The organism is Shewanella olleyana (genome assembly GCF_023283825.1).
In the GTDB taxonomy this organism is placed as follows: Bacteria; Pseudomonadota; Gammaproteobacteria; order Enterobacterales; family Shewanellaceae; genus Shewanella; species Shewanella olleyana.
In genome coordinates this window covers 1-23,729 of sequence record NZ_JAKILD010000038.1, presented here as the reverse complement: position 1 = coordinate 23,729, position 23,729 = coordinate 1, and the positions used below count along the sequence as shown (strand labels likewise).

16 protein-coding genes and 1 tRNA gene are annotated in these 23,729 nt (G+C 40.3%); 10 read left to right on the top strand and 7 right to left on the bottom strand.

Features of this window, described 5'->3' with window-relative positions:
• Positions 1-510 precede the first annotated feature (510 nt).
• The 3 genes from L2735_RS18460 to L2735_RS18450 all read left to right on the top strand — a co-directional run bounded on the left by L2735_RS18460 (position 511) and on the right by L2735_RS18450 (position 3,275).
• On the top strand, positions 511-1,269 hold the full coding sequence (locus L2735_RS18460) for a hypothetical protein (protein WP_248986107.1): 759 nt from the start codon (positions 511-513) through the stop codon (positions 1,267-1,269).
• Positions 1,259-1,813, top strand: a complete 555-nt coding sequence (locus tag L2735_RS18455) for a hypothetical protein (RefSeq protein WP_248986106.1) — start codon at positions 1,259-1,261, stop codon at positions 1,811-1,813. The genes L2735_RS18460 and L2735_RS18455 overlap by 11 nt, the downstream gene beginning before the upstream one ends.
• Positions 1,814-1,883: 70 nt before the next feature.
• Positions 1,884-3,275: a hypothetical protein gene (locus L2735_RS18450; RefSeq protein ID WP_248986105.1), complete on the top strand. Its 1,392-nt coding sequence runs from the start codon at positions 1,884-1,886 to the stop codon at positions 3,273-3,275.
• Positions 3,276-3,388: 113 nt separating this feature from the next.
• Here L2735_RS18450 and L2735_RS18445 read toward each other — a convergent pair whose 3' ends face one another.
• The 6 genes from L2735_RS18445 to L2735_RS18420 form a co-directional block, all read right to left on the bottom strand.
• Positions 3,389-5,620 (bottom strand): PAS domain-containing protein, encoded by a 2,232-nt coding sequence (locus L2735_RS18445; RefSeq protein WP_248986104.1) that lies wholly within the window; start codon positions 5,618-5,620, stop codon positions 3,389-3,391.
• A gap of 109 nt (positions 5,621-5,729) precedes the next feature.
• Positions 5,730-6,395, bottom strand: coding sequence for a TatD family nuclease-associated radical SAM protein (locus tag L2735_RS18440; RefSeq protein ID WP_248986103.1), 666 nt, complete (start codon positions 6,393-6,395; stop codon positions 5,730-5,732).
• Between the two features lie 186 nt (positions 6,396-6,581).
• Positions 6,582-9,722, bottom strand: coding sequence for an efflux RND transporter permease subunit (locus L2735_RS18435; RefSeq protein WP_248986102.1), 3,141 nt, complete (start codon positions 9,720-9,722; stop codon positions 6,582-6,584).
• On the bottom strand, positions 9,722-10,927 hold the full coding sequence (locus L2735_RS18430; RefSeq protein WP_248986101.1) for an efflux RND transporter periplasmic adaptor subunit: 1,206 nt from the start codon (positions 10,925-10,927) through the stop codon (positions 9,722-9,724). The genes L2735_RS18435 and L2735_RS18430 overlap by 1 nt, the downstream gene beginning before the upstream one ends.
• A gap of 291 nt (positions 10,928-11,218) precedes the next feature.
• Complete coding sequence (srmB, locus tag L2735_RS18425) at positions 11,219-12,442, bottom strand: ATP-dependent RNA helicase SrmB (RefSeq protein ID WP_248986100.1); 1,224 nt, start codon at positions 12,440-12,442, stop codon at positions 11,219-11,221.
• A gap of 91 nt (positions 12,443-12,533) precedes the next feature.
• Positions 12,534-13,325, bottom strand: a complete 792-nt coding sequence (locus L2735_RS18420) for a tRNA1(Val) (adenine(37)-N6)-methyltransferase (protein ID WP_248986099.1) — start codon at positions 13,323-13,325, stop codon at positions 12,534-12,536.
• 452 nt (positions 13,326-13,777) lie between these two features.
• Between L2735_RS18420 and brnQ the strand changes: the two genes are divergently transcribed.
• From brnQ to recJ, 4 genes are all read left to right on the top strand, one after another.
• A complete protein-coding gene (brnQ, locus tag L2735_RS18415; RefSeq protein WP_248986098.1) occupies positions 13,778-15,121 on the top strand; it encodes a branched-chain amino acid transport system II carrier protein in 1,344 nt (447 codons plus the stop codon).
• Between the two features lie 99 nt (positions 15,122-15,220).
• Complete coding sequence (gene xerD, locus L2735_RS18410) at positions 15,221-16,123, top strand: site-specific tyrosine recombinase XerD (RefSeq protein WP_248986097.1); 903 nt, start codon at positions 15,221-15,223, stop codon at positions 16,121-16,123.
• 165 nt (positions 16,124-16,288) lie between these two features.
• The gene (gene dsbC / locus L2735_RS18405) at positions 16,289-17,017 is read left to right on the top strand and encodes a bifunctional protein-disulfide isomerase/oxidoreductase DsbC (protein ID WP_248986096.1); all 729 of its coding nucleotides are present in this window, start codon (positions 16,289-16,291) and stop codon (positions 17,015-17,017) included.
• Positions 17,018-17,158: 141 nt separating this feature from the next.
• Entirely contained in the window at positions 17,159-18,883 is a 1,725-nt protein-coding gene (gene recJ, locus L2735_RS18400; protein WP_248986095.1) for a single-stranded-DNA-specific exonuclease RecJ, read from the top strand.
• Positions 18,884-19,034: 151 nt separating this feature from the next.
• On the opposite strand, the gene L2735_RS18395 is transcribed toward recJ, so the two are convergent.
• A tRNA-Phe gene (locus tag L2735_RS18395) sits at positions 19,035-19,110 on the bottom strand.
• Positions 19,111-19,385: 275 nt separating this feature from the next.
• Here L2735_RS18395 and L2735_RS18390 point away from each other — a divergent pair.
• Genes L2735_RS18390 through L2735_RS18380 form a run of 3 tightly spaced genes read left to right on the top strand, consistent with a single transcriptional unit; the run spans position 19,386 to position 23,591 of the window.
• Positions 19,386-21,797 carry an efflux RND transporter permease subunit gene (locus L2735_RS18390; RefSeq protein ID WP_248986094.1) on the top strand — a complete coding sequence of 804 codons (2,412 nt, stop codon included), beginning with the start codon at positions 19,386-19,388 and terminating at the stop codon, positions 21,795-21,797.
• Complete coding sequence (locus L2735_RS18385; protein ID WP_248986093.1) at positions 21,787-22,539, top strand: hypothetical protein; 753 nt, start codon at positions 21,787-21,789, stop codon at positions 22,537-22,539. The genes L2735_RS18390 and L2735_RS18385 overlap by 11 nt, the downstream gene beginning before the upstream one ends.
• Positions 22,530-23,591: a 3-oxoacyl-ACP synthase III family protein gene (locus L2735_RS18380; protein WP_248986092.1), complete on the top strand. Its 1,062-nt coding sequence runs from the start codon at positions 22,530-22,532 to the stop codon at positions 23,589-23,591. Before L2735_RS18385 ends, L2735_RS18380 begins: the two co-directional genes overlap by 10 nt.
• Positions 23,592-23,729: the final 138 nt, after the last annotated feature.

Here is a 23,729-nt window from a genome sequence, read left to right as displayed (position 1 = left end):
GAAACCCAAGCGTTTCAATTATGAAGCCGGATATACGAACGCAAACCTATCACTGTCACAACGCTATTTTTTATATTGCAATATTGGAGGAGACCATATACACGCCCTAGTGCATGTGTTTATTAAAGCCGAGTTTATCTCGGCTTTTTTGTGCTTTTTCACATTGCTGCCCGTATTAAGTCGATTCATTTATTTGAGCTTTTGTTACGACTGTTACATTTGAGTGGGTAAGCAAGAGGCAAATAAATACTTGCGTTTTATTGTGTGGTTAGCTAGGTAAGAGGGCTAAGTATAGTTTGCATAATAAATATGCAGCTTTGGCTTATAAAGTTGTTAGGTTGATTAACACTTGTATCAAGGTTGTTAGGTTTGATTAAGGTCTGATTCGAAATTACGAGGTATAGTTCACGAAATTAAAGCTAGAAAGGTTATCAGCCGTTTTGATCACAAATTACCTTATTTTGCTAGCGTATAATGTTTTTTCATATCAACTATGGAGAAAATTAAGGCATGCAAATCGGTTGTTGTTGGTTTGATGATAAGCACAAAGAGCTTATTAACCAATCCAATGCTACTAAGTGGCAACTCAATAATAATGAGTTTTGGGTGTTAAGCGTTCTTGCTAAGCATCGCGGCCATGTTGTGCCTATAGAATTATTATCATTCCCAGAAGAGCTTGGTGATTATCAGCAGAAGCTATCTGTATCGGATATAGAGCAAATTGTTGAAAACTTTAAAGATTATTTTGGTAAAAATCATTGTAGTTTAATAGAGGTTATCGCTGATCAAGGTGCCATATTATATAACAAAGTGGCTACTAATCATTCAAGCTTACTTGATTCACCTGTCAAAGTTATTTCAAGTACACATTATATCTTAATTATTTTAATGACATTGATCGCTTCTTACTTGGTACATTCAAATTTGAATGAGCCTGATTATAAAGTACCTACTTTCAGTGAGCAGTTTATTACTAAGCAAGGCAATTTAGTGAGTTTAAATATGTATCAATCCTCAGATAAAGAGGATGATTCAACATTTAGATTACAAGCGAAGAAAGCGCTTAGAGAATTAAAAAAGTGCCCCGTAATGCTTTGGGATAACATCACGGCTACAGCCGCCAGCGATGAAAAAACTGTTAGTGTCGTGCTCAAAAAAAGAACTGCAGAAGGCTGGGAGTTCGATAATATTAAGTTAATAAGGGAATCTGCAGATCAAAGAGTAGTCAATCCTACCTGGTTAAAAGAGGTAAATATTTGTGCTGACTAGACTTGCTCGATTTATATTAACTAAATTAGGCCGAGTGGTGTTTGTGTCAATAAGCATTGCTATATTCTGTTTGGTTATTTTGTTTCTTGAACATTTTGCTGACTCAAGGAGCGTTTGGGCTTTTGATTGCAATAGTAAAATATATCAATTTAAAAATCAGAATGGGGAAGTTGTGCACTCTCAAAATGAGCCGCTTTATCTCTCCTTAACGATTCAAGATGAGTTGATTAGTTTAGATTATTTTACTGGCGAAGAAGAAAATGAGCGCGAGTTTATTTCTTTAGAGGGCAATTTAAAAGAGTTGGAGGTTGGCAAGATGATGTATCAGCTAGACTTGAAAGTTATCGATGCTAATTATCAACTAGACGCTCCTCAGCTTCAAAATTATTTAGCTAAAGAACTTGATGTAATGCAAGAATCACTGATACTTGGTAATGAAATCAGTGTGGCTGTGCAAGTACTAGAAATGGATACTGAAAAAGAATATATATTGATTAAATTTAGCCCTTACCACACGCTTTGGGCTTGTCGGTTACTAGAATAACCATTCTCTTTTCGCATTTTTAATTAAATTCGCTATAGTAGCTATATTCTCCGTTGTTGAGTCCTCCTCAGTGGCAAAAATCAAAGTAAAACAAGAAGAAGCATTATCAATTAAGTTCAGCCACCAAATGGAGGTTGGGCATCAGCGTGCGCTTGATTTGTATTTTTATCTGCCTACAGAAATGGGTATCGGCGATAAAACCTTAAATGAAGAAGAGTATTATCACAGTGCGATAGTGGGGCGGCGGTCATATTACTCAAAAGGTTTGCACTTGCCATTGGTGCAAAACCGTTTTGTTAGTATCAATAAACGAACTAAAGAAGAGTTTCGCTTTTACCTTAACTTATTTGCCTACCAATTTGCTGTCGCTATTGAAACTGATGCTAAAGAGCTAAGACAAATCACTGAAGCTGAAGCGTTCTACCCAGCTTTAGACGAGCTTGGAAAATCTGTCACTCAATTACTAAAAAAATTTCGTCGTAACGAACCAAGCGAAGAACGATTACAGTCGTACTTTGCAAATGCTGACAATTACCTTTCGTGGTTTTGTGAGCAACAGTTACTCAAAACCTTAGCGTATCGTCCGCGCAATGCAGATTATAGTGATATTAAAGAACAAATTGTAAACTTGTGCCGTGCTGAAAATCATTACCGTGAAGAAGAAAAGAAATATAACTCGACGGGTACTAAGCAAGATGCAAATCGTATTTCTAATAAGATGTTGCTATTGCGACGCTTGATCCAGCAAGGGGTAGTACTGAAAGAGGAACTTAAAACCCTTGGTGTAGGCCTTAAGAAGTTCGTCACAGGCTTAGCGACAACATTAGTCATGTTGGTTGTCTCTGCATTGATTATTAAGGCTCAGGGGGTCTTTAGTGGTTTAACCATGAGCTTAATTGTTACCTTAGCGATTATTTATGGTTTTCGCGAAATCTTTAAAGAGGATGTCCGTAATGCTTTATGGCGCTTTATTCAGCGTGGTCGCCCACGTTGGAGTCGCATACTTCGCGACACAACTACAAAAACGGTTGTAGCAAAGCAACTCGTTTGGCTTGATTTCACTCGTCCTCAAGATATTCCAGCTGAAGTCGCTGAAATTATGAAGCAACGACATAGCCAGAATAAAGTTGATGCTGAAGTGCTGCATTACCGAATTGCGACTAAAGTGACCAATAAAGAATTTGAAGCGGGTTACTCTCAAATTCAGGAGCAAGTTAACTTTAGCTTAGTGCCATTTGCACGGCATTTAGAGCGGGGTAAAGCTAAAATATATAAAGAACAAGATGGTAAAGTGAGTAATGAATCAGTGGAACGCCGCTACCAAGTTAACTTAGTGGCAGTGCTAAAGGATGGTAAAGGGCCGTTGGAATACGCTCGTTATAAAGTGGTGATGAGCCGTTCAAATATTATTGAAATTACCCGCAGTAAACTACCAGCTAACCTATTAGAAATGACTGATTAAGGTATTTTTAGCCAGTCATTTAACTCAGTCATTTAACTCAGTCATTTAGCTTAGTCATTTAACGCAGTCATTAAAGTTAGTCTTTAATGATATTTGAGCTTGATAGAGACAAGTTATGTTTTACGTGTAAAGGCTTGGCAAATATTCTGGTCGCCAGTTTGTTTTGCTCGTTTTAAAGCGACTTCTGCATTGGCGAGGTATTCATCAAAACTTTGTTGCTCAGGATAACCAGCAATACCAATATTAATGCCTTCGTTTAAATCATTTTGCTCTAACCTATCCATAGTACTCATTGCATATTTATGAGCCTGAATAGAATCACTCTGCGGTAGTAAAATCACCAGTGAACCTAAACGCCAGTGAGCAATTTGATATCCTGTAGGTAAGTCAATTAATAACTGAATTTCAATGTCTTTCTGACGTTTTTCAAGGTGGTCAATATCGCTGATATGGCTAATGAGCCCTTCAGGGTTAATGTCCATTATCATTAAGCAGGTTTGTTGGCGGTTTTGTTCGGTTAAGGTGCTAAAGTGCACTTCAAGCTCAGTTAAAGGTAAAATCATTGAGCTTAACGGTGTCAGCTTTGAAGGTAATTGCTTTGCCAATGTTTGTTGCTTTAAAACTTGTAACGTAATCACTAAGTACTCAATATCACCATCTATGGAATGTTCAGCTTGAATACTTGCTTTAAGGCTATTGGCAAATCGTGTACCGGTATTAGCAATAATCTGTCCTTTCCACTTTCCCTGTAAACTTAAACGGCTAGAAATATCTGCCCATTGTTGAGTCATTTCCTCACCCAATAATTCAACAATATTGGCCTTGCTTTCATCTTCGATATCCAACAACTTTTTGAATTTATGGTTGAACTTGATGAGCTTACCATTAGCATCGGTCAAAGTCGTAGCAACGTCACTTTCTGAAAGTAACTTGTAACTGTAAGCTTGTTGTTTTACCGCTGATAATTCAGTGATATTTTCAAATGTGACTACCCAATAATTGTCATTGGTTAGGTTTACTTTACCTGGTTGGGCATATAAATTAATTGTGCAATGTTGATCGCTAAAGCTGATGGTTTCTTTCCAGTGTTGATTGCTCTCCATGGATTGAACTAAAGTTTGGTAAGTGTGATCTTCTAGTTGAAGTACCCGCTGTAGCCTTCTTTCTAACAATTCATCAATTTCGAGCGATAATGTATTTGCTGCCTGCTTATTGGCTTTAATAATCCTGCCACTATTACTCACTAACAGACAACTATGACTAATATTAAACAGATTACTGGCTAAATTTATACTGCTTGCGTTAGCGTTTTTTTCAAGTTGAAAACGATGGCGAGTAAACAATAATACAGTTGCGAGTGCACCTATGAGTGTCCCGAAAAAGATCAAGATATAACGCCATTGCTCGAATCTTGCGGCTATATCTTCATGGCGTATATAAGAAAATAAAAAATACTCTCGGATAATCGCGTTATGCGCAGCAAGTTCTATTTTAAGGAAAACGAATGTACCCACATCATTATGATATTGGCCAAAGTTAGCATTGGCCATTTGCTGCCAAAGAGAAGGGTTGCTTTGTTGTAAGCTATCTCCTAAGGTGTTGGGCATTTTCTTTAGCGGATTTTGTTGTCCTGAGCCTGCATACAGTTTCCCTTCTTCACCTAATAATAATAATGGTGTGTCGTGGTTAAAAAAAGCGGGCTTGATTGATTGAAGTACTTCGGTTATTGAATTGTAAGTGACTAAGTAACCTCGAAGACTTTGGTCGGGGTTCTCAATCCAAGCGATTTGAAATACAAAAGGGATCAGTTTGCCATTGATGGGGACGAACTTAATTTGTGACGAATAAATATCATCGCCCCCCATGGTTTTATCACCATTAAGTATCAGGTCTGGGAGTGGTACGCTATCAAAAGCATCTGTACTCGCAATCCGTTTATTACCTTGGGGATCAAATAAGGTTAATCCTATAAGTTCAGGAATATGGTTAAGAAGCCCTGACCAGTTATCGACCAGTTTTGTTTTTTGTTCTTCTGATGGGGTTGTTAAGTATTGATTCATCAACTCAGACTTGGCAAAAGCCTGAGTTCTAAATTTCAGAAAATTAACTTTATCGGAAGCCAGTGTTCCAACAGTCTGTAATTCACTGTAGCGTTTATCGGCCCAATCTTCTTGTAAGCGGCGCTCGCCTAAATTGAGTAATAGCGTGGTAAAAATAATGATACTGATTATCATCACTGAAACTTGGCTTGCTAAAGCTAAGATCTGTTGACGACTCCAGTGGATATCTTGCGCTGAAATGAGCAGAAACTGTGAGACGTTTTTATTGGTTTGTCTTTTAAACATTCACTTACTTATATTAACAGTCCCGATAAAGTGATGTTATCACGAAAGCTTTACTAGGTTGACCTTAGTAAAGCTTTTTTAACCAATTTATTACCAAAAATGTGCAAGATTAACCCACGATATCCAGTTCTCGTTGCTTAAACTCACAACCTCTTTGTTCAACTATTTCTCTACATTGTTCTATGTTGACTTGCTCAAGTCCATTAATTGCAGAGACTTGCACTTGGGGAATATATTTAGGTGCTAACTCAATGAAATCTAATAGCGCGTCATAGGCACCTTTTAATTTGGGTTTACAATGCTCAATATACGCCGCTTCAGTATCAGCATTGAGTGAAATGGATAAACTATCAATACAAGATGCAAGCTCAGGTAATATGTTTCGACGATGGAAAAGGTTACCCAAGCCATCAGTATTAAGCCGTGTTTTACCACCTTTAGCTTTAATGAGAGTTGCAACAGCGATTAAAGTATTAAGGTTAAGGGTTGGCTCGCCATATCCACAAAATACATATTCATCAAAGTCTTTCACATCACCAAGCAATGGAATGATGTCGTTAGGTTTGACTTGTTTTTCAAGTGACAACTCATATTGATGCACTTGTTTCGAACCATTATGTTTTGGACAAAATTGACATCTTAATGTGCACCGTCCAGTAATATTCAAGTAACGGCTCTGACGAATATCGTAAACCAAGGTTGAATCCTGATGTTCCTCTGACAGTGTAGCTTCAGTAGCACCAATAATGGTTGTCGAGTGGAGGTCATTCGTCATAATAGCGCCTGCTTAAAGCTTGTCTTCGATTACAGAATTGTAGCCTTAATAGGGGGTGATAACTGTTCTATAACTCTCATAAATGAGGTTCAAATTAGCTTGACGCATGATTTGTGGATATGAAAAAGGAGCAACGATTGCTGCTCCTTATTGACGAGTGTAACTTTGACTCTTTATCTGTTGAAACTAATTATACGCTTCATCATCGTCAGTTTTAGGTTGCCACCACCAATTAAATAATCGGCGCGCGAAGCGTTTTATGTCATCTAAAATAATATACAGCACTGGCACTAAAATCAGCGTCACTACAGTGGAAAATAGGATACCAAAGGCCAGTGAGGTCGCCATTGGAATCACAATTTTAGCCTGTAAGCTCTTCTCTAATAGTATCGGAACTAAGCCAACAAATGTCGTCATAGACGTTAATATAATAGCTCTGAAACGGTAGCAACCAGAATCAATCGCTGCCTCTAAAATTGAGTAGCCTTCATGACGTGCGCGGTTAACAAAGTCGACTAAAATCAATGAATCGTTTACTACCACTCCGGCTAGTGCCACGATGCCACATAAACTTAAAACACTCATTGAGATGCCAAGAATATAGTGGCCAACCAATGCTCCAATCATGCCAAATGGGATCACAGACATAATGATTATAGGCTGAGTGTAGGATTTAAGCGGAATTGCCATTAATGCGTAAATCGTAAACATGGCAAAGAAGAAACCTTGCATTAAGCCTAGCATGGCATCTTGCTCATCTTGGCTGCCACCATCTAACGAAGCATTGACTTCTTTATAGGTTTCGGTGAGATCCGGTAAAAACTCTTCTTGAATTTCACTGACAACTTTTGAAGGCTCGACGGTGTTTTTATTCACGTTAGCTGTGATGGTAATGGCTCTGCGACCGTCGACTCGAGTGATGGAGGCAAATGATTCACCAAGCTCGATATCGGCAACGGTTGAGAAGGGCACTGCAACACCTTGCGGGGTGCGGATCTGCATGTTCTCTAAGTGACCAATGGTGCGGCGCTGTTCAAGCGGGTAGCGAACCATCACTTTCACTTCTTCTTTATTACGAAGAATTCGCTGAGCTTCATAGCCGTAGAATCCATATCGCACTTGGCGCGCTAAATCCGATAAGGTCAAACCTTGTGCTTCAGCTTCAGGGCGAATATTAAGGCGTATTTCTTGGCTGCCAGACGAGAAATTATCAGACACATCGAATACGCCTTCATAGGTGGCTAACTTCTTCTTGAGCGCTTTTGATGCTTCAGACAATTGACTTAAGTTGCTTGAGGTTAATCTAAAGGAGATATCCCCGCCGGCATCATTAGTACTTGCAGCGATATTAAGCTTTTTAACTGACAGCAGCTCTGGTAATTGTTCACGCCACTCAGCAGCAATGGTGACACCGTCTATTTCGCGATCTTCGCCTTTAGACAGTTCAGCAAAAATGAATGCTGAACTTCTTGAGCTCATATTGATAAAGCTGTGCTTAACCACATCAGAGCCGGTTTCTTTAGCGAACTTATCGTTCATGGCATATAAGGCTTCTTCAACTTTTTGCACCACATCTAAGGTATTAAGTTCAGAACTGCCTTCTTCCATTTCAAGCTGCACCTGAATGAAATCCGATGGGATATCAGGGAAGAATACCCAGCGTACTTTACCGCTGGCAACTAACGCCAATGATAAGATTAAGACACCAATAAATATCGCCACTACGCTGTAACGTACATCAATACACTTTCCTAAAAAGGTGCGATATTGATTTTGGATGAAGTATTGCAGTTTCTCATTTAGCTTCACTTTAAACTTAGAGAATATATTGGTTGGCGGGCGCTTTTTCTTTACTTTCATGTGCGCTAAATGCGCTGGCAGAATCAATTTGGATTCTATTAACGAAAAAGCTAGCGCTAAGATCACCACCATACCAATCGATTTCCAGATGATCCCCATAGGACCTGAAACCATGATCATTGGCACGAATGCGGCAATAGTTGTCAGTACCCCAAACGTTGCAGGCATAGCAACTCTTTGCACCCCATTGACTACGTTGGTTAGAGACTGACCATGTTTTTCAATTTCGCTGTAGGCGCTCTCGCCGATGACAATGGCGTCGTCCACCACTATCCCCAGCACCAGAATAAAGGCAAAGAGGGTGAGCATATTGATTGATAAGTTGAACGGCTCCATTGGCATCAGCAAAATGGTGCCAAGGAAACAAACTGGCAGCCCCACCATGACCCAAAAAGCTAATTTTAGGTCTAAGAATAAGGCTAAAATAATAAATACCAATAAAGCACCGTAAAACATGTTCGACAACATCATGTTTAAGCGACCTTCAAGGTAATGAGTCAAATCACCCCATGTGTCTAGCTGGATATTTGCGGGCAATGTTGTTTTACGTTCAGCGATATAGGCTTTGACTTGTTCTGAAATATTGAGCGCATTTTGATCGTCAATACTGGTGATTTCGATAATAGCGGCAGGCTTACCATTGAAGCGGGTGTATTCTAATCGCTCTTCAAAATCATCTTTAATGGTCGCCACTTCAGGTAGCATGACTCGGCTACCATCTGGTCGGGTAGTGACGACAATGCGTGAAAAGTCTTCGCCAGTATAAGCTTGGCCTTTGGTGCGCAGTAAGATGTCACCATCTTGAGCGCGAATAGAGCCACCTGGTAAATCAATCGATGAGTTTTGTACGGCTTGCGCAACTTGTGAGAAGGTTAGGTCGTATTCGCGTAATTTATCTTCTGATAATTCGATGCCAATTTCATAATCACGCACCCCCGTCACCTGTGCACGAGTAACAGCAGGTAAGTCGGTGATATCATCACGAATCGTTTTAGCCATTTCTTTCATTTCGTGAAGGCTAAGATCGCCGTAAACTGAAACCCAAATAACGTTATTTTCTGGCTTTATCTGGTAGATATTCGGCTTTTCAATGTTGTCAGGAAAGGTTGATATCGCATCAATACGCAGCTTTGCTTCATCTAAAACTTGTTGAACTTCGTAGTCATCATCTACTTCAATGGTGACAGAGCCTACGCCATCACTGGCAACAGAAGTGACTTTTTTAATCCCATTAATATCTTGAATCGATTCCTCGATTTTAATATTGATCCCTTCCTCAATTTCTTGCGGCGCTGCGCCTGGATAGGCAACCGAGATATTAAGTAAGTTAAGTTCAAAAGTAGGAAACACTTCTTTATTAATTAATACGGTACTGAACAAGCCGCCAATCAGCAGGGCGAACATTAAGAGGTTTGCGGCAACATTGTTTCTAGCAAACCAAGCAATTATGCCTTTGTTATTGTCCATTATTGGTCACCTGCTAACGAGATTTCTTCTGCGCTATCAGTGGTGTCTTCGATGATGTCATCTTGTTGTTCACCTAGCAATTTCACTTTTTGACCTGACATCATGTTGTTCACGTCGGTAATTGAAATGCGCTCACCAGTTTTTAGGCTGTCTTTAATGAACACGTTTTCGATATCGGTGCGAACAATATTCACTTTGCGGATTTCGATAGTGTTATCTGATTTGATGACGGCAACTTGATCTTGACGCACAACATGACGAGGAAGCTTGACGATGCCATCCACTGTGCGGCCTTTAATGATGGCGGTAACAAAGCTGCCATACTTAAGTGGAAGTTCATTGTCTTGACGCTTGGTGCGAAGGTATGGATCTTTTACTTCAGCCACTAAATAAACCATGCGATTTTGCTCATCAATCACATTCTCACTTCTGACAATATTGCCATTCCAAGTAAATGATTTGCCTGCTAAAGATGCACTTAATACCACAGAAGTATCTGGGTTATCGACAGATTCTAAATAGGCGAGGTCGTTATTAGTTAATGGCAAGCGCACTTCTGCGATGCTGATATCGTAAAGTTCACCAAGGTTAGTGCCTAAAGAAACATACTGACCTAAATCCACATTGCGGGCTTTAATGATGCCGTCAAACGGAGCGCGAATAACCGTACGTTCTAGATTTCGCTGGGCTCGTGCTAGCGCCGCTTTTGCGTATTTAACGTTAGCTTGCTCTTTTTTCAGTTGCGGAATACGTAAACCTAACTCTGGCGGTAAGCCGTCATCAAAGTCTTTAAACTCAATCTTTGCCACTTCACCACGGGCAATTTCTTCGTTGAGTGCTGCATTAGCTTGGGCAAGCGTTGCTTCTGCTTGAATAAAGTCTGCTTGGTAATCTGAAGGCTCTATTTGTGCCAGCGCTTGGCCTTGTTGAACAATACCCCCTGCAACAAAGCTTGGATCTAAGCTAATTAATCTACCTTTTACCTCAGTGACTAGTTGAGTTTTGTATTTGGGGCTTACCACGCCATAGGAAGGGAGGTTTAAAGAGACTGTTTGCTGCTCTACTGTCAGCACATCAACTATTGCTATCTTTTCTTGTTCTTCTTTTTGCTCAGGAGCCTGCTGAGTGCTGACCAGTAAAGCACCGAGAGCAATAAACACGATAAGGATGAGAAATGGAGAGAGGATTCTTAAAATTCTTTTCATTGATAAACGTATCCATACTTAAAAAGCAATGTTAACTCAAAAGGGGGACTTAGCTCTAAACTCAGGTTTAAAGCATTTTTCTTATTAAAATATTAATAACTTAGGGCATTCTAGGCTCTAAATTACCAGACAACGAATTGAAGCAAAAGCGTTAGTTGTAAAATATATGTTTCAGAAAATTAATTTAGCTGTTATTCAGAGTTTTACGCTGTAAATTGGAATTTTTGCCACAAAAAAGCCCTGAATTAGGTCAATAATTCAGGGCTTTGATAAATGATTTAAATCGCAGGTTTATTTCTTCTTTTTGTTTTTCTTAGATTTTTTCGCCGCAATTTTATTTTTGTCTTTTTTCTTGCCAGGCACTTTGGCTTCTTTGTGCGTTGGTCTTAAACCATCGATATAACGACGTTTTAATGGCTGCTCAATATAACGCTCAATTTTGCTCACGATACGCATATCGTGCGCTTCAACTAATGAAATCGCAGTTCCTTTGGCGCCAGCACGAGCTGTACGACCAATACGATGAACATAAGCGTCAGCTGAGCGAGGCATATCATAGTTAATCACATGGGTAATACCATCAATATCAATACCGCGTGCTGCAACATCAGTCGCCAGCAAAATATTGACTTCGCCTTTACTGAACTTACTTAATGCTTGGAAGCGTTTCTTTTGCTCCATATCACCACGTAAGAATGCACATGGGATCCCAGCTTTAAGTAACAGACCTTCAAGGCTGGCAACCACTTCACGAGTCTTAACAAAAACAATGGTGCGTTTAACTGACTCTTGCTGAAGAATGTTGCACAGCAAAGCAAATTTGTGGGCATTGTTATCAGCTAAATGAGCCCATTGATGAATTTTAGCTTTTTCACTACGAGGTGATTCAACATCAATGGTGACAGGATCTTCTAACAGCACATGGGCAAAACGAGCGACGCCGCTACCTTCTAAGGTGGCAGAGAACAGCATATTTTGTTTACGGCCTTGTGCTTCAATCGCAATGGTTTCAACGACTGATGAAAAGCCCATATCTAGCATGCGGTCTGCTTCATCGATAATCAGTATTTCAACTTCAGTTGCTTCAAATTGACCTTTATCGAGGTATTCCATTAAACGACCAGGTGTGGCGATTAATAAATCGATATTTTCTTCAAGTTGTTCTTCCTGTGGCCCGTAAGGCACGCCACCAGTAATGATCCCAACATCTAATTCAAGATCGGTTGCCAAGTGGCAAGCATAGCGGTGGATTTGGCTGGCAAGTTCACGGGTCGGTGTCAGAATTAATATTCTGGCTTGGCCATTAAAGCGGCGCGGGAAGTCAATCAAGTGTTGTAAAGCTGGCAGCAAAAAGCTTGCAGTTTTACCTGTACCTGTAGGCGCTTTAGCTAAAATATCCCGTTGTTCCATTGCCATTGGCAAAGTTTGTTGTTGAACGGTAGTCGGGCTTAAATGTCCCATAGCCTTTAGAGAGTCTAATAGGCGGGGATCGAGGTCAAAATCTTCAAATAGCATGCGCTTTGGGTCTCACTGATTGATAGCCGGACATTATAACCTAAGTTGTTAATCTCAGCGAGAGACTAATCAGGCAAAAGCAGATTAAACATTAAAGTTTCAAATAAAAGTCGCGGCAAAGTTGGCTCATGCTCTGTGTGTACTGACCTTTGTTATCGGCAATCACCAGATTTGATGAATGCGGCTTTTGTTGATTTGATAATTGCGGTTTTTGTTGAGGAGTATTCGATGTTGAATTTAATGAAGACGAATGTTTAAGTGCCAAAAGTAGTCGGCTAGGGGCTTTTGTTTCAACGGTGCAGATAGTGGTTCTATGACTTATTAAAAGCTTGGTCTGTGACAGCGCCGCCATAAAGCCTAATTCACTCTGAATTGGAATGATGAAACTTGCAATGCCATCTTGTGAGAGTAATAGCTGAGTATGACTAAGGAGTGTTTTGAAGCTGAGACTATCAGTATGTCTTGCAGTAGCACGGCGTTTGGCTTCAGATTGAGGGCCATTGTCAAAATATGGAGGGTTACAAATGATGGAATCAAACAATGCAGCTTTTGATTTGAGGTTATCATCTGCAAATTGCTGAATACTACAATGCCTCAGGGAAAGCTGCTGACGCCAAGGGCTTTGGTCGAAGTTAAATTGACAATCTTTAACAGCACCATCTTCAAGTTCGACAGCCTGTATTTCAACAAGAGGATTTTCAACCCGCTGCGCCACCATTAAAGACAATAACCCACTACCAGCGCCAATATCGAGAATTCGAGAGTTACCGCCTTGATTGGTGAGCGGGAGTTTCGACCATGCACCTAAAATGACCCCGTCTGTACTGACAGGCATTCCGCAGTGGCTATCTTCAATATGAAATTGCTTAAAGGTAAATGGCATTGTTTATTCTGATATAAGACTGATGTGCTTTGGGGCGTTAATGGTAACTGCTTTTGGATTATTTATCCCAGAAAAATGGCGTTGCACCGATGTTGCTAAATTCAGGTGATGTGGTTGCACTGTAGCAAGAATGTTTTGCGGATTTTAAGCTTGTTTTCAGATAAAGGTTAATTTTAGATTGTGCTGGGTTTGCGCTTGTTAATCTAAACGCGATTTGATATTAGTTCCTACCCGTTTAAAGGCGCTTAACGCATTTAAATGGTAGTAAAATGAAATCCGACTCACAAATGGGTATTTTGAAATCGACAAAATGGCTTTTTTATAACCATTTGTGAGTAGTTTTTAATATAAAAAGATGTAATCTTAAGTTTACACTTTTACAGGTAGAATTTGATTAGCGGTAGCTAATTAGCGGTTAATCACTTAAGTTTGTTGAAAAACAAAACAACAAGATGGGGCATTTTGTGCAAAACAGTAATATGAGTATCGGCGATACATTAGGCTTAGGCTTTATGACTTTCGCATTTTTCTTAGGAGCAGGTAACTTAATCTTTCCTCCTTTTGCAGGTATGTTAGCTGGCGAGAATATAACGCTAGCAATGCTAGGCTTTCTTGTTACTGCCGTGGGTTTACCTCTTGCAGGCCTTATTGCGGTAGCTAAAGCAAACGGTAAAGTCATGGCTATGTTGCCAGCTTTTGCTGCAACAGCACTTGCTGTCTCTATCTACATCATTATTGGACCTGCATTCGCTGCACCTCGTACTGGTTTAGTGGCTTTTGAAATCGGTGCACGCCCATTTTTAGATAATGCCGAAGCTGTCATTCAAATAGGTGCTTTGGCGCTTAATAAAGCTCAATTGCTTTATACCATTGCGTTTTTTGCTTTAGCTATGGTGTTGTCGTTATACCCAGGCAAGTTACTTGACAGTGTTGGTAAGGTATTAACGCCAATTCTAATTTTCTTATTGGTTGGTTTAGCCGTATCGGTGATTGTGACTCCAAGCGCAGCAATTGGTGCCGCGACTGGGGATTATATTACTAGCCCGCTTTCTAAAGGCATTTTAGAAGGTTACAACACCATGGATACCCTAGCTTCAGTGATCTTCGGTATGTTAATTATCGATATTTTGCGTAAGAAAGGTATCACTGAATCTAAAGCTCAGACTCGTTATCTTGTTCGTGCTGCTATTATCGCCGCTTCAGGTTTAGCCTTTGTTTATATTTCATTATTCTATTTAGGCGCGACGGCGGGTGATATTGCTAAAGGTGCTGAAAATGGCGGTCAGATCTTAACTAATTACGTGACCCATGAGTTTGGCACTATGGGTACAGTTTTACTTGCAGCGGTTGTTAGCATTGCTTGTTTAACGACTGCAGTGGGTCTAATCACTGCGTGTTCTGAATACTTTAATGAGTTACTTCCGAAGATTTCTTATAAAGCTTTCGTTATCTTTTTCAGCTTAGTGTGCGCAACTGTGGCAAACGTAGGCTTAACTCAGTTAATTAATATCAGTATTCCTGTATTAATGACCATTTATCCTGTGGCGATTGCCTTGGTGGCAATTACTTTCTTAACTGAACGTTTTGCTCGACCTGAGTTTTCGCACCGCCTAGTGTTATCTGTTGCACTATTCTTCGGTGTGTTTGATGGCTTAAAAGCAGCAGGCTTTGAAATTAACTTCTTAAGCTTTATGCCTTTACACGCTGAAGGAATGGCTTGGTTATTACCTGTTGCTATCGCGATTGTTGCCTGTTTATTTGTTCCAGCTAAAAGCCAAACGGTTGCAGCAAGCTAATTGACGACTTGCTGACGGTAAGTTTTGTCAAATTAAACCTGTTTTAGTTACACTAACAGCGTTACTTCATGTGGAGTAACGCTGTTTTTTAGGAAAAAAATGACTGATAACTACCAAGCTGATCCTATCATTGATGCCTTTTTAGATGACCTTTGGTCCACCAAAGGCTTAAGTGATAATACGCTAGCATCTTACCGAACTGACCTAAGGCACTTTGAACGTTTTGTGCTCAATCAGAGTATGCGTTTGATTGATGTCGAGCAGTTAACCATTCGTGATTATTTGGCGTATCGAGTTGATAATAATTTTGCGAAAACGAGCACGGCTAGATTGCTGAGTAGCCTTAGACGCTTTTATGGATATTTAATCGTAAAGCAAACCATTGAAGTTGACCCAACCAGCTTAATTGAATCCCCCAAACTTGCACGTCAGCTCCCTGATGCCTTAAGTGAAAAACAAATCGATGCATTACTTGATGAACCCAATGTAGAAGATCCCGTTGAATGTCGTGATAAGGCTATGCTGGAATTGTTGTATGCAACAGGGCTTCGGGTAACGGAACTTGTCAGCCTGACGCTTGAGCAAATCAGTTTGCGTCAAGGGTTAGTGAGAATAGTTGGCAAGGGAGGCAAAGAGCGCCTAGTACCGTTAGGCGAGTTGGCGGTTACCGAAGTAGAGCAATACTTATTAGCTGCAAGAGCTGAGTTACTTAACAACAAACAAAGTGATGTGCTATTTCCGTCAAAACGCGGCCAAATGATGACGCGACAAACCTTTTGGCATCGCATTAAGTTGTATGCAGTTAGAGCTGGGATTAACAGTCATTTATCGCCTCATACGCTCCGTCATGCATTTGCGACTCATTTATTAAATCACGGCGCTGATTTGCGTGTAGTGCAGTTGTTATTGGGTCACAGTGATTTATCTACGACGCAAATTTATACCCATGTTGCCAAGGCGAGGTTACAACAATTACATAGTGAGCATCACCCAAGAGGTTGATGCTTATTTTTAATAAGTCACCCTTGGTTACATTAAATATGTTACATGTAACCTGCTATGAGGCACTTATGGTTGCTTTAGTAAAATATTGTCTGTAACTTTTGCCGATAATATCAGGTCTATGTATTAGCTGAGACATTCAGTTTTACCCAATAGGATTAATTAATGAAGTTAACTAAAGCATTCTCTTTCGCGATTACGCTAGCTGTTGCCCCACTGCTACAGGCAGCTTCTGCAACAGATATTCCCAATGAAACTGAATTGAAAAAACAAGTATCAGATGTACTTGGTGTCAATGTGTTGAAGATCCAATCTTCGCCTATTGATGGTCTTTACCAAGCCTTTACTGACCGTGGTGTACTGTATGTATCACCTGACGGAACAAAGCTAATTCATGGCAATATGTATGATCTGAAAAACGGCATGCAAAACTTAACTGAAGCTGCACTTGCTGGTCCGCGTATTGATATGCTTAAGCCATTTGAAGAAGACATGTTAGTTTATAAAGCTAAAGATGAAAAACATGTAGTGACGATTTTTACTGATGTCGATTGTGGCTATTGCCGCAAGTTACACCAAGAAATGGACGGTTATAACGACTTAGGCATTACTGTGCGTTATTTAGCTTTCCCTCGCGCTGGGATCCCATCAGCCAACGCGCAAGAAATGGAAGCAGTTTGGTGTGCAAAAGATCCTTTAAAAGCCATGACAGATGCTAAAACAGGCGGCAATGTTAAAGCGGCAAGTTGTGATGCAAATATTGAAGAGCAGTACCGTTTAGGTCAGGCCTTTGGTATTAATGGCACCCCAGCAATCGTATTAGAAAATGGTGTGTTAGTGCCAGGTTACCAACCACCAGAAGCATTATTAAAAACCATTAAAACCAACATTTAATTTGTAGAGTTTGATAATGGTTATCGATGACTCTTTCCTATAAGTGAATCGAGCTATTTTTAATAAAAGGTGAGCACTTAGCTCGCCTTTTTTGTTATCTTGCTTTTGATCTTTTTTCATTTCTATTAATAAGGTTTATTTGTGGCCCACAAAATTGTTCGCCGTGCTGATGTAGATGACAGTCATTTACCTGAGACTATTCACCCTTTATTAAAACAGCTCTATGCTCGTCGTAATGTCGATTTAACAGGGTGTGAATTAAGTCTGTCTAAGCTACTTCGACCAGACACTATGATGGGATTACCAGAAGCGGCTGTGATAATTGCTGATGCGATAGCAGGGCAGAAGTCGATATTAATTGTCGGAGACTTTGACGCAGATGGCGCCACTTCAACCAGTGTGTGTTTATTAGCTTTACGGATGATGGGAGCCACTAAGGTTGATTACCTCATACCTAACCGTTTCGACTATGGTTATGGCTTAAGTCCTGAAATTGTCGCAGTGGCACAATCAAAAGGCGCAGAAGTTCTGATTACGGTTGATAATGGTATTTCTTCAATTGATGGTGTCGCAGCAGCAAAACAACTGGGCATGCAAGTGGTCGTTACTGACCATCACCTTCCAGGAAAAAGTTTGCCAGCTGCTGATGCGATTGTGAACCCGAATCAAGAGGGCTGTCAGTTTGCTAGTAAATCGATTGCCGGTGTTGGAGTCGCATTTTACTTAATGTCAGCATTAAGAGCCGAGCTTAAGAGTCGAGACTGGTATCAGCTAAATCAAATTACTGAGCCTAACCTTGGTAGTTTGCTCGATATTGTGGCATTAGGCACGGTTGCCGATGTGGTGTCGCTTGATAGTAATAATCGCATATTGGTTCAAGCTGGCTTACAGCGAGTTAAAAATGGCCGTTGCCGCGTTGGGATCACAGCCTTGTTAGAAGTCGCTAAACGTAGCCCTCAGCGGATCGTTGCATCAGATTTTGGTTTTGCCGTTGGACCTAGGCTTAATGCAGCAGGTCGTCTTGATGAAATGGCGTTAGGGGTCGAAACCTTATTATGTGAAGACATGATGTTAGCGAGAAGAATGGCTGATGAACTTGACGGCTTAAATGGTGAACGCCGCGAACTCGAAGCTGGCATGCAGCAAGAAGCCCTTAAAAGCTTACAAAAACTCACCTTAGATGAATCAAAATTACCTTGGGGATTAGCGATATTCCAAGATGATTGGCATCAAGGGGTGATAGGTATTTTAGCGTCACGGATCAAAGATAAATACCATCGACCTGTGATTGCTTTTGCTGATGCTGGAGATGGCGAGATAAAAGGGTCAGCTCGCTCAATTAAAGGCTTGCACATGCGTGACTTACTTGAGCTCATCAATAGTCGTCATCCAGGCATGATTATCAAATTTGGTGGTCATGCTATGGCTGCAGGTTTATCACTGCGAGCAGATGCATTTGCTGAGTTTGAAGCTGCTTACGATAAAGCCGTGCGTGAAGTACTTAAACCTGAGCAACTCACAGGTGAAGTGTTATCGGATGGCGAATTACCCGTTCAATTAATGAATCTTGAAACCGCATTTTTATTACGTGAATCAGGCCCTTGGGGACAGTCATTTGAAGAGCCTTTATTTGATGGTTACTTCAGTGTTATTCAGCAAAGAATTGTTGGTGAGAAACATTTAAAACTGGTGCTCGAAACAGATTGTGGCTCTGTCATGATGGATGCAATTGCCTTTAATGTAGATTTAGCGACTTGGCCTGATGCGACGATTAAACATGCTAGGGTCGCTTATAAACTTGATGTGAATGAGTTTAGAGGCAATCAAACGGTACAAATGCTGGTTGACTATATCGAACCTGCTTAGTCATTTTCTTATTTAAACCAGTGCTGTTGGTTGCTGCGGCACATGGTTTTGAGTGACTAAAGTATGTTTAGTTAGAAAGTGACAGATACAAAAAAGCCTCGCAATGCGAGGCTTTTTGTTATTTGGTCGCGTTAGCCACCAAATCTAAATATGGTGCCCGAACCCGGAATCGAACCAGGGACACGAGGATTTTCAATCCTCTGCTCTACCGACTGAGCTATTCGGGCGACGGACGCAATTAAACGTTTTTTGCGGTCTATAGTCAACTTTTTTTTATTTTAAACGCTGTTTTTAGGTGCGTTTGACTAAGAATTCCGCAAAAGGCTCAAATGTTCAGCTAAAGGCAGTCATCAAAATGAGTCTATCAGTCAAAGCAACCACAGCGCTTAACTTAAGCCATAGCCAAACTTTTTTGCCTAAACTTGAATATAAAATCGGCTGAGCTAGGTCTTATTGATTGAGTATTATGGATAACGGCACACATTACACAAGGAACTAGCTATTGAACTGGCAAATGACATTGATTAATCGATCGCAAAAGCATCCGTTATGGGTATGTTTTGCTGTGTCGCTTATGGTCATTTTAAGTCTGTTAGGCGTGACTAGAATAAGCTTAGGTGTCAATTTTAATGATTACTTTGCCCATGATGATGCAGGCTTTATTGGCTATCAACAGCTAAACAGTAAGTTTGAACAACGTAATAATTTACTCTTATTATTAGAAAACCAACAAGACTGGCGTAAGCCAAAGCAACAAGCCCGCTTATTACAATTTATCGAGCAGTTACAAGGCAGTGATGATATTGCCAATGTAGGAGGATATGCCTCATTTATATCTGCCGCTAATCTACCTGCCACTAATCTACCTGCCACTAAAATATCAGGCGCTAAGACTGAGCATTCGAATCTCCATTCTCCTGTAAACCGCTCTGCTTTCTTATTGAGTTATAAACAACACCCTAGATTACCTTTAGTCATATCTGAGTCAGGCTTGGCTATTTTGCTAAACATTAGTTTCAGTGAAGCTGATAAACATACTTTCGCCAATAACACCTTATGGCAAGAAACTAAGATAGAAAATTTACTGGATAGAGCAAAAACCTATTGGCCGTCTGGGGTAAATGTCATTGATAAGGAAGCCAGTGACAACCTAGTCGAGCAAAAGCCCATAGAAAAAAGCCCTGTGAATATCTATTTGAGTGGTGAGCAGGCGCTTAACTGGCAGTACGCTAAAGTGTTGCGACATGATTTATCTTGGTTTGCACCAAGCTTATTACTGGTCATCACACTTATGGCTGCTTTATTCATTCGCGCTAGAATATGGTTACTGGCGATAGGGTTAAATTGCTTGGTTACGCTAATCTTTACTCTAGGTATCGCAGGTTGGTTTAACTTAACCATTGCAGCAATCAGTGCATTTATTCCCGTCATTATTATCACATTGTCATTGGCCTATTCGGCGCATTTATATTTGGCTTGGCAGCGAGCAGTTCACCAATGTGAGCTTGAACCGCTAAAGTTTAGTTTTGAACATAACAAGTTACCGCTATTTTATGCCACATTAACCACTATGTTGGGTTTTGGCTTACTCTGTTTTAGTCCGTCACCACCCATTCAATCCTTTGGTGCTTTAGTGGCCGTAGCCGTACTTTGTCATTATCTGCTTTGCCATAGCTTAACGGTTATTGTGATAAATTACGGGCGAAATAAAAAAGCGACTAATAAGATAAACAATGGAATAAACAATAAGCAGAGCAGCGTTGCAGCTAATACTTACTTTTCGGCTGAGCCGATAGCAAGAGTAGCCATAAAATATCCAAAAAGTTTATTGCTTATGGTTGCCGTTATATCAGCCCTTGCATCATTTAGCGTCACTAAACTTGAGCTTAATGATGATCCTCTTAGCTACTTCCCTGAAGACAATCCTTTTAGTCAATCGAAACAAAAGATGCAGCAATACTTTGATGGTGTGAACCTTATCCATTACGAAGTTAGCACCGAACCTCATCAAATATATGATAAAGCTTACTTAGCTTTCTTATATCAGTTTGGCCGCTTTTTAAAACAGCAACCTGAAGTGAATAAGGTGACGCATATTGGTGATTGGGTAAAAAGTGCTGGATTAACTCAAAGTCAATTTAAGCAAGTCATCAGTCAAAACTCGGTGCAAAAATTGGGACTTGGTGGTGAAGTTTCTGCGGACTATCAATCAAGCTTATTGAGTATTTATCTTACTCCTTTAACAGCAAAGCAAATGATTGAATTTGAAGATAGGGTGTCCTCTTGGTTAGACGATAATCATTTAGATTTAATGGTAAGTCCTGCACTGGGTAGTAACCTCCTTTTTGCGCATTTATCCATTGAGAACGCAAAGAATATGTTGTGGTCATTTGTCGTTGCTTTACTCATACTGAGTATCATTATAGGGGGGATTAAACGCAGTCTGGTATTTGCTTTAATTGGATTGATGGTTAACTTTTTACCCTTGCTTTGGGTATTTGGTGCTTGGCAAATCATGGGCGGTTATATCAGCATTGGTAGTGCTGTCGTATTGGGCATCATGTTAGGCATAATTGTTGATGATACTTTGCACCTGTTATTAAAACTGCCGCAGCCAAATAAAGCTAATTCATTTATTTCATTCTGGCCTAAATATGCCACCATTATTCCTGTCATTAGCTTTACCAGCTTAACCTTGGTATTGGGGTTTGGTATTGGTTTGGCATCTGACTTTGCCCCCATAGCACAACTTAGTATGTTGTCTTGTTTAGTCATCAGCCTCGCTTGGCTCTTTGATGTTTTGGTGTTGCCTGTTATTTATCATCAATGGAGGCGGTTTTTCATGAATGCTAATAAGAATCCCAATACGAGCACGAATATAAGTCATAAAAATGAGTCCCAATATGAGCATTAGTCGCTGCTTTGGTAAAAAAACATCACCTAAAATCTCAAATGGGAACAATGCTCTGCGTCTGCAAGATTGGATAAATCAACTAGGCAATACGCCACTGTCATTTAATGATAGTGAAGCAGAGTCAATGGCACACCTATTGCCATTGCTGTTATGTGGAGAGCAGTCCGCTCAGCTGGTGTTTAATCAAGAAATTATCAGGTTACGCACTAATTCAATAACTAATAACGTAATGACTAATAACTCAGCATCATCTATAGACTCAGAAAGAATCATTTTATCTCTAGTGGAGGTTGAATCCGATGAATGTCGACATGATATTGCGCTGCAAAGCGTTGCCGACAACTTGCCTGAAATAGAGAGTGTTTCAAAGGTGCAGCGACTTGCAAAGCGTTTTTATACCAGTCTAAGTCGTGTTGACGACTACCAAGAGCATTTTGTGCGAATAGCGATATTAGACACCTGTGTCACTCAAATCATGCAGGCATTTGAACATAGCAAATTAGGTCTGAATCATCCGTTTAGCCAATTATGCGGTTTAATCAAAAAGGATGAAGCCAAGCATGTTTATATCAGTCGTCATCATGCGATTGAGCTCGGTGCCGGCAATTCAGACTTTTGTCAGCAACAAGAGTTTATTACTCAACACTTATTTCAACTGTTAAGCAGTCAAGGCAGTGCCTTTGAACATATGGGAGTGTGTTTGGATTCCCTACAGCAAAAACTGGAGGAAAAATGGCAGTAAAATTTGCCCAACATGATCTGTCCTTATACTCAATTGCTCACCAATTGCCAGGTAGTCATATCGATAATGAAACCTTATTGAACTGTTTATCTAAGCAAGCGGGTCGTTTGAATGCGCGTAAAGCTAAAAGCATCGCTAAACGTTTGGGGATAGAGGGTCGTTATTTAGTGCGGGATTTAACCAAAGCGACTAGCTTTGCTTCACCTACTAGTATTGAATTAAGCCAACAAGTTCTTTCTCAAGCATTATCAAGTGCGAATATTACGGCGGGTGAGCTAGATTATTTAATTACTCACACTTGTACTCCTCATACACAAGTACCGCCTAATGCCGCATGGCTCGCTGATGTTATGGCATATCACGGCCCTTACTTAGAGTTAAGACAAGCATGCACAGGCTTTGCGAACGGTTTACAAATAGCCTCTGCTTTTTGCGCCGTAAATCAACAGCCAGTTGCGATAGTTGGTGTAGAAACTGGCTCAGTTTATTTTGATATGGATAAGGCATTTATTGACACCGAACAGTTGGTTAATTATGTGCAAATGGGCGATGGTGCTGCAGCAGCAGTATTAGGTCCGATGGCAGATGGCAAAGCCAAAATTTCTGATATTTATTTAGGGCAAATAGGTCATCAAAAACAGCCAGGGTTTTATTTAGATAGCGGCTCAAATGATGTTGGCGAAAAACGCATGGCGCGATTCCATCATAATATCCATGCAGTGAGGGAGCAGGGGAGTCAGTTATTTGAACTCGGCTGGCAAGCGCTGCAAAGCCGTGGTTATCAGTTAGATGATTTTGCCTATATTTTACCTCATCAAGCGAATGGCCATATTGATGTGTTAATGGCTGAGGCTCTAGGAATTACACCAGATAGAATCATTAATGATGCGAAACAGCTTGGTAATTTAGGCTCTGCTGCTATTTGGGTGAGTTTATCGAACTTAATACACTCTGGTAAATTAAATGAGGGAGATAAAGTTGCAGTACTTGGGGCTGAGGCAACTAAATACCTGTATGGCGGCTTTGTTTACGAACATCGACTTTGTATATGAGCATTGAAATGGATAACGGTAAAACTGTGTCCCGTCCTGAAATAGGTTGACGGTTTATATTAGACCAGTAGCGTTTGCTGCTGGTCTTTTTTATGCACTTGATTTGGCGTTTTCATTCCTAAGCTCAAGTGTGGCCTC